The 8,310-nt window shown below is 50.0% G+C and carries 6 protein-coding genes; 2 read left to right on the forward strand and 4 right to left on the reverse strand.

Annotation, left to right across the window (positions count from 1 at the left end; genetic code table 11):
* Window positions 1-145: 145 nt before the first annotated feature.
* Complete coding sequence (locus tag JWG39_RS13860) at window positions 146-1,498, reverse strand: DEAD/DEAH box helicase (RefSeq protein ID WP_205220015.1); 1,353 nt, start codon at window positions 1,496-1,498, stop codon at window positions 146-148.
* A 37-nt stretch (window positions 1,499-1,535) separates the two neighbouring features.
* Between JWG39_RS13860 and JWG39_RS13865 the strand changes: the two genes are divergently transcribed.
* The gene (locus JWG39_RS13865) at window positions 1,536-2,441 is read left to right on the forward strand and encodes a metal-dependent hydrolase (protein ID WP_205220016.1); all 906 of its coding nucleotides are present in this window, start codon (window positions 1,536-1,538) and stop codon (window positions 2,439-2,441) included.
* A gap of 18 nt (window positions 2,442-2,459) precedes the next feature.
* Window positions 2,460-3,080, forward strand: a complete 621-nt coding sequence (locus tag JWG39_RS13870) for a hypothetical protein (RefSeq protein WP_205220017.1) — start codon at window positions 2,460-2,462, stop codon at window positions 3,078-3,080.
* A gap of 504 nt (window positions 3,081-3,584) precedes the next feature.
* On the opposite strand, the gene JWG39_RS13875 is transcribed toward JWG39_RS13870, so the two are convergent.
* From JWG39_RS13875 to JWG39_RS13885, 3 genes are all read right to left on the reverse strand, one after another.
* Window positions 3,585-4,142 (reverse strand): DUF2058 domain-containing protein, encoded by a 558-nt coding sequence (locus tag JWG39_RS13875; protein WP_205220018.1) that lies wholly within the window; start codon window positions 4,140-4,142, stop codon window positions 3,585-3,587.
* 674 nt (window positions 4,143-4,816) lie between these two features.
* A complete protein-coding gene (locus tag JWG39_RS13880) occupies window positions 4,817-5,725 on the reverse strand; it encodes a DMT family transporter (protein ID WP_240192147.1) in 909 nt (302 codons plus the stop codon).
* Between the two features lie 1,181 nt (window positions 5,726-6,906).
* The coding region (locus JWG39_RS13885) for an IS1634 family transposase (RefSeq protein WP_205220019.1) at window positions 6,907-8,310 on the reverse strand (1,404 nt) is incomplete at its 5' end.

Genomic DNA, 8,310 nt, shown 5'->3' on the forward strand with positions numbered 1-8,310 from the left:
CGTTCTTCGCGGTAAAATTCTTTGTCTTTTGCCTTTATTCGCCTTATTCGAGCTGTTATTCGTTGGCAAAAAGTCTTTCGCCGTTCCGTCTTTTGCTTTTTCCCTTCTCCCTTCTCCTTTCTCCCGTCTCCTTTTTTTTCTCCTTTTAAAGACGAGAGAGAACCAGCGCCCGGGCCTGGCCGGAGCGCATCAGAGTTGGAATATTTTCATCCACATAATCAAAAACCCGCGCCCGCTTGCCTTGTGCCGGACGCATCACCCGGCCAATCACCTGCAGCAGCCGCCCCTCGAAGCGGATGGGTGTGCAGAGAAAGAGAGTGGAGAGATCCGGGCAGTCAAAGCCCTCGCCGATGAGTTGCAGGGTGGCGACCAGGACACGCACCTCTCCCCCTCGCACCGCGTCCACCACCGCCGCCCGTGCCTCGGTGGGCAGTCGACCGGAAAGGAGGGCCACATTTGCCCCCGCCTCGCGAAGCTTGCGCTCAAAAAATTCACAGTGGTTCAGCCGGTCGGAGACCACGAGGATGGTACCGCTGTCCGGTTCGCGGAGAATCTTTAAGATATCATTGAGGATCATGATATTGCGACCCTGGTGCACCACCAGCGCCTTGATCAGCGCCTGATAATCTCCGGTATAACGAAAGCTAAACGGGGTGCTGCGACGGATCACCTCCGGCGCGAGAATTGCCCCCACTGCCACCAGCTCCTCCTGCAGCACCTCGTGGATACGATCACCGAGAAACCAGTAAATCAACCGGGTCATCTCCCCCTCACTGCGGAAGGCGGTGGCGGAAAGACCAAGCAGAAAGTGGCTGTCAAAAACCGACACCACGTCGGTGAAGAGGCTGGCGGGGACCCGGTGACACTCATCGACAATCAACTGACCGAACTGCGGGACCAGTTCCGCCACCCGTTTGCGGGCGGTGTTGACGATGGCGATGGTCAGCGGCTTAAGCTCAAAGTTCCCGTCTCCCACAAGGCCGGTCTCCACCCCGAGAAACTCGAGGGCACGCTGCTGCCACTGGTACAGGAGCTCACGGGTATGGACAAGAACAAGGGTCGGCTGACGGCGACAGGCAATAATCGCCAGCGCTATGACCGTCTTGCCGCTGCCGGTTCCGGCCTCAATCACCCCGAAAGATCTCTGTGCCGCCTTCTTCACCGCCACCTGCTGATAGGGGCGTAATTTGCCGATGAAGTGAAAATCAACCTCCTCCAGCAGCCGCCGTTTATCAATAATCTCCGGATCCTGCCCCTCCATCTCGCGGCAAAGCACCACCGACCGGTTGGCGAACCCCCGGGGAAAACGCACTCCCCCCGGCGCGGGCTGGTAGTATTTGAGTTTCGGCTGCAGCTTTTTACCGACCCAGCGACCATATTTTTTAGCGTTGGTATACTGAGGATTATCGATGGTGAGTCGTTCTTTCAACTCCTTCTCCAGTTCACTGCTGAAGCCCTGAAGGAGGCAGTCATTGCCGACGGTGAGAGTAAGGGACATTATTTCTATATTTTCAGTAGTAGGTTATAGTGGCACCATGCCGAATACCTTATGTCACATCGCACTGCAGGCCCCGCCAGCCCGGCAGAGGCCGGAATATCTGCCATGGATTCTTCTCGGCTGCATCCTGCCCGATGTACCGTGGATCATGCTTCACCTGCTCCTGCCCACTCATCTCTTTGAGCCTTTTGCCCTGCGTTTTTACGCCACAGCCCAGGCGAGCTTTGCGTACTGTCTGCTGATCTCGGCGACACTCAGTCTCTTTACCCGGCACAGCGGAGTGGTCTTTGCCCTGCTTGGCGGCAACTGCCTTTTCCACCTGCTCCTCGACTCCCTGCAGGATAAATGGGGCAACGGCGTCAATATCCTCGCCCCCTTCGACTGGCACCTTTTCAGCCTCAATCTGATCAGCACGGACAACTATCTCACCGCTGTGGTCACCACCTGCGGTCTGATTCTGCTGACGGCCCTGTGGGGAAAAAGCTGTGCTGCCCTGCGCCAGTCACCACCGCTGCAACTACCCCGTGGGAAGAAGGCGCTGTTCGCCCTGCTCTTTGCCGCACTTTACCTGTTTACTCCGCCGCTCTTTTACGGGGAAATGGACCGGGCCGACACCTGGAATCTGCACACCGTGCGTCTCAAGGCAGAGCGCCCCGGCAAAGCAATTTCCTATGACCGCGGCCGCTACGACGCGGCAACACAGACCCTGCAGATTTTCTCCGGCGAGAAACTGCACCTTGAAGGAAAGCTGCCGGGGGAATCCGGCCGCGTCTCCATCAAGGGGGTCTTTATCAGCCCCGAACGGGTACGGGTCAGCGCACTCCATCTGCACAACAGCCACCGGGACCGTGCCTCGCGCCTCGGCATCCTGCTGGCTTGCCTTTTCCTCTGTCAGTCACTATTTTTTCCGCGACTTTCCCGCCTTTGGCGGCACAGAATATAATCTTCCAAGGAGAACCCAATGTCCAGACTGCCCCCCCTGAAAATCCTGCCCCTGCTCGCCCTGTTCTACTGTCTCCTGCTTTCAGGCAGCGCTTTCGCGGCAGCACACGTGCAACCGATCACCGTCACCCTGCCGGAATCACTGCTCAGAGAAGCGATAGCCTCCGTGGTCCCGATACAGATTGACCCGCATGTCCACAGCATGCGCGGAGAGATTGAAGTAAAAAACATCTCCAACCTCCAGATCAGCAAAGGACGTATCGCCTGCCGCATGCAGCTGGAAGGCAGACACCTCGGTGTCTCCACCAATGTAGGCGGGCATATTCTCAACCTCAACATTGGCTCTTTGTCAGTGGACGTCAACACCGACTCCGCGCTGCGCTTTGACGCGCAGAAGCAGATTCTCTACATTCGCCCCACAGTGAAAAGCTCCAGCGCTACACAGGGCCAGGCCGACAGCCTCATATCCATGTTCAACGGCAATGAGCTGCCCATTGCCCTGCAGAAACTGCAGCCGCTTGTCTCTCAGGCCGGGAACAAAATGCTGATTATCAACGGACGTATTACCGATATCGTCGCCGAGCAGGACCGCCTTGTGCTCAAGCTGCTCCCTACCATCTCCACCCGTAAGGTGAGATAAAGGGAGAAGGGAGACGGGAAAAAGCAAAAGACGGAACGACGAAAGGCTTTTTGCCAACGAATAACTGCTCGAATAAGGCGAATAAAGACAAAGAATTTTACCGCGAAGAACGCGAAGGACGCGAAGAGTAAAAACAGAACAACAACAGCAATTCCCTGTTGAGTTTAAAAAATCTTTGTTCTCAAATGTTTTTGCCTTTTTTCGCGTGTTTCGAGTGTTTCGTGGACTATCCAGTCTTTCGCTTCCCGCTTTTTGCTTTTCCCTTTCTCCTTTCTCCCGTCTCCTTCTTCTGCTTTTCTTCGTGTCCTTCCGTGTTTTCCGTGGTAAAAAATTGTCCTTTGCCCTATTCGCCTTATTCGAGCTGTTATTCGTTGGCAAAAAAATCTGTTGTCCCGTCTTTTGCCTTTCCCTGTCCTTTCCGCTCTTCTTCGCGTTCCTTCGCGCTCTTCGCGGTAAAAAATGTCTTACCGCTTTTCCCTTTCTCCCGTCTCCCTTCTCCCGTCCTTACCACATCAAATCATCCGGCACCTGAAAAGCAGCATAAGGATCATCAGCGTCAGCCGTCTCCTCCTGCGCCCTGGCGAGATGGATGAAGAGCGAGGAGTTGAGGCTGCGGATTTTTTCAAGAATAACCCTCGGCAATACCTCAAAAACCTCCCCGCTTCCCGGCATGCGCACAATACCCAGCACACCGTGACTCAACTTGTCAGAGGTCTCCTTATCCACAAAGACCCGATAAATCTTCCCTTCCATATTGAAGCGGAAGGCGAGTCCCTTATCATCCTTCTTCAGCCGGTTCTGCTGAATCATCTGCTTCACCGTGGCTGCTGACGCCCGCTTCCGCAGCTTTTCATCCCGCTCACGGTTGAGCACGCGCACCCGCGCCTTCTTCTTCTCATCCGCCTCCTGCTGAATGCGAACGTTCTCCTCAGCAATGGTGGGTTTTCCTTTGGCGACCTTGGTACTCTTTTGTTGTTTATGCTTTTTGGACTTTGTCTCGGCGACCTGTTTTTTATTTACAAGGCCGAGTTTTAAAAATTGATTCTGAAATGTATTTCCCATTATTTTTTCCTGTGGATATTGGTTCATGGTAAGACTGCCCGCCCATTCTACCCGGCCGGGCTCTTTTGTGTAACTTCTTAAAGAAGTTAAGAAAAAAAACGAAGAAAAGCAGAAGAAGGAGACGGGAGACGGGAGACAGGAGACGGGAAAAAGCAAAAGACGGAACGACAACAGATTTTTTGCCAACGAATAACAGCTCGAATAAGGCGAATAAAGACATTTTAGACAAAAGCATAACTTCTTAAACAAATTATAAAAAAAGACAAAGAATTTCATTCTAAAAATCTTTTTCTCAGATGTTTTAGCATGTTTCGTTGGCTATCCTGTCTTTTGCTTACCGCTTTTTGCTTTTTGCTTTTCCCTTTCTCCCGGCTCCTTCTTCTGCTTTTCTTCGTGTCCTTCCGTGTTTTCCGTGGTAAAAAATTGTCTTTTGCCCTATTCGCCTTATTCGAGCCTTTATTCGTTGGCAAAAAGTCCTTTCGCTGTTCCGTCTTTTGCTTTTTCCCCTCTCCCGCCTCCTTTTTCCTGTCCTGCCCGCCTTAATTAAAAAAATCTTTGTCCTTAAATCTTTTTTGCCTTTATTTGCCTTATTCGAGCTTTTATTCGTTGGCAAAAAGTTTTTCGCTGTTCCGTCTTTCGCTTTTCTTCGCGTTCTTCGCGGTGAAAAAAATGTCTTACCGCTGCGCAAGGGGTTGCACCCGGTGCCGATGCGCTCCCAGCGCGACATTGGCGCTGAAAATCAACAGGGCCCCGCACCAGCTGGCAAAACCAAGGGGTGGATCAAAGGCAACCAGCGGTCCAAGCAGTGCCGCGATCAGAATGCGGCTGGAACCGATGACCGAACCTTCAAGCGCTGTCACATAACGAAAGCCGAAGGTGAGGAGATACTGTCCCGCAACCCCGACTGCCGAGCAGGCAAAAAGCCAGAAGAACTCGGTTCTGTCCGGCCAGAATATCTGTTCATGAAAGAAAATGTAAAGCAGTACCGTGCCAATGCTGAACATAAAGAAGAGAATTGTCTGCGAATCATGCCATCGGCGGCTGAAGTTGAGGTAGATGATGGCTGCGGCAGCAGTTATCCCGGAGGCGACGCCCCAGAGGTTATCCACCGGAAAGGTAAACTCTCCCGCCGGCATCAGTACCAGCCAGATACCGAGAGTGGCTGCAAGAACCGCGATTATGGAGAAGGTATCGGTCTGGGTGCGGAGAAAGATGGCAGAGAAGAGGGCCACATAGAGGGGGTAGGTCATATTCATAATGTTGGCCTCGGCCACCGTGCTTACCTGCACCGTTTTATAAAAACAGAAGACGGCGACAGTGTTGGCCACCGCCCGGCCGAGCAGCAGATGCCAGCGTACCGGCTTCAACTTCTGTTTGGAGCAAAGCATGGTCGCGGAAACAACGCAGATACCGAGAAAAAAACGGGCAAAGACAAAATAGGAGGTGTGAATATCCACTGAGACCTCCGCCCGGCGAATAATCACCGTTGCGAAGTAAAAGGCAAAGGCGGAGGCGAAGAGGGCCATCCAGCCCAGCAACTGACGGCTGCCGGGTCGTTGAAAGAATGCAGTAAGTACAGACAAAGGAAAAAACCTCCGTGGAGAAGAGAAAAAACCGGAACAACACCCCCGCCACCTCCACCGGAGGCCCGGCCGGTCACCGGGAGCACCGCTCCACAATACAACATCATGCACCAATAAAAAGGGCTATTCCTTACAATTTTATAAACAAAAAAGGGAGGGAAAGGCAGGAGATGGGAGAAAGGAGACGGGAGACGGGAAAGGGCAAAAAGCGGTAAGACATTTTTTACCGCGAAGAACGCGAAGGAACGCGAAGGAAGGCGGAAAGCATTTGAGAACAAAGATTTTATTTGATTGAAGCGGGAAGGACAGGGAAAGGTAAAAGGCAAGACAACAGATTTTTTTGCCAAAGGAAGGCTCGAATAATACGAATAGGGCAAAAGACAATTTTTATCGCGAAGGACGCGAAGAAAGGCAGAAGAAGGAGACGGGAGAAAGGGAAAAGCAAAAAGCGGTAAGCAAAAGACAGGATAGCCAACGAAACATACGAAAGAAGGCAAAAAACAGGGAATTTGTCCTTCGTTGTGGAATTCTTTGTCTTTTTTATAATTTTTTTAAGAAGTCATGCTTTTGTCTAAAATGTCTTTATTCGCCTTATTCGAGCTTTTATTCGTTGGCAAAAAGTCTTTCGCCGTTCCGTCTTTTGCTTTTTCCCGTCTCCTTTCTCCCTTTTCCCGTCCCCCTGCCCTTGAATCCGACAATACAAAATGGAAATACTTTAGCCGTACAGTGCGCCAGGATTATTAATCAACTTTGAGAGTCATCTGAAAGTCGGGGTTGAGCGTTTTGCGCTCTAATATTCCGTTATTTCCGTGTTTTCCGTGGTAGCCAATTTTATTATACAAGACTTTTTTTCTCGAATTCAATGCGGGGTCTGCTATAGTCTTAAATCTAATAGTAAATTATTATCTACTATAGAAAATTATACGTTTCTATAAATCCTTAAAGATCTTCGATAAAACCGAAGTTTAAAAGATTCTCCACGTATGTACTCGATAGACTCTACCGAGCTACAATATCCATGGCTGCTGTAGTACAACAGTTTACATGAATTATAGGGATTGCAGGTTCCTTTTGCTTTCAGTTTTCATTATACATGTCTTATTTATAAATACAACCGTTTAAGATAGTATTCTTTTAGTAAAAGTATCCTTATAACTCACCATTCGCGTAAATTGAAAAATCTATCCGGAATTACTCTCCAAGCCGGAATAGATTTCTGGTCCCAGACCAAGTAGTTCCAACATCCTTACTTGTAACGATGAAAGTGGTGTGACATGGTGAAAGATTTGCCCGGCTAACTCGATGATCGTTAGATTGATATGGGAATAGGCCTTCAGGATTCTTTCTGCTGTTGGAGAATCCGTTTTCTTCTTGGGATTTTCTGCGTGGAGGCCTGCGAGTTTTTCGCTATTTTGCTGTAAACCTCGACGAACGACAAACTCAATCAGTGTTAAGGCTCGCAAGGCTATACTCAGAAGATTTGTCAGTCCTTCAACCTGGTCATTTCTTTTGACAAAGACAGGATCTAACGAGAGTGGAGCTCCCTTGAGACGATGAAATCCTCTTTCGATTGTCCACTCGTCGCGGTATGTGAGCACAGCGTTTTCAAAGCTCAACTGATCAGGAGATTCGTTTGTGACGTACGCTTTCCAACCCAATGTTTTCTCTAATTCAGTGATTGCATCCTCCTGTTTTTCCACGGATGTAATCTGGTATCGGACTTGTGTGACTTTTTTCTTTTTGCGGTTCTCACTGCCGCGACCTTGTCCTATATATTGAACGAGTACTTTTTCTTCACGCTCAAAATGATAGCGAAGCAATCCCTGGACTTTATATTGTGTCAATATGGCTTCAACTTTTTCTTCAAGCGTTTTTGCATCCCGAATCTGACGTTTTCCGCGAGCAGGAGCGGGAGTCAATGCCTCCAACTTTTCGGTGGCCATGGCGAGTCGTTTTCTTAGATTTTTCGACAGTGTTTCCCGGTATTTGTGGGAGCAAATAAGAAGAACGCGCTCTTCCCATTCGACTCTCTTTTCATCTTGGTCTATTGAACAGGTTCGAGTGAATTCATAGCCTTCGCCAAGAGATATTTGCTCTCCGTTTTTGTCCAGCTTTTGGCTGAAAACAGGACGAAGTTCTCGGCTTCCATCCAGGCCTTGCTGTATCCAGACAGGCATTTGGGTGACTGTCTTACCGGTCTGAGGCAAAGGACTGAGATAGCAATGTTCGAGGCCATGCAGATGAGCCCGTGTAGCCAACGCTGACATTTTGCAGTCTCCCACGAACAGGAGTCCTTTTTTGTCCAATGCTTTCAACGCTTGATCAATGGCGGGAACGTATAAACCGTCATCGGCGCGTTCTCCAGATACTATTGATGTCGCCAGTGGAAATCCCAGGGGATCAAGGCTCGCCATCATAATTTTTATCTGTCTAAGTGCTGGATTATCCTTACTGTTTCCGAACTGAAACAAGCTGCCTGATCCGGCATCATGATAACCAGAAACCGTTGTAGCATCGACACGTACTATTTTTTGATCAAGATCGTAAACTTGAATAGAATTCTTCCCAAGCCCTCTTTCGACATC

Origin of the sequence: Desulforhopalus vacuolatus, from assembly GCF_016918505.1 — a bacterium.
Lineage (GTDB): Bacteria > Desulfobacterota > Desulfobulbia > Desulfobulbales > Desulfocapsaceae > Desulforhopalus > Desulforhopalus vacuolatus.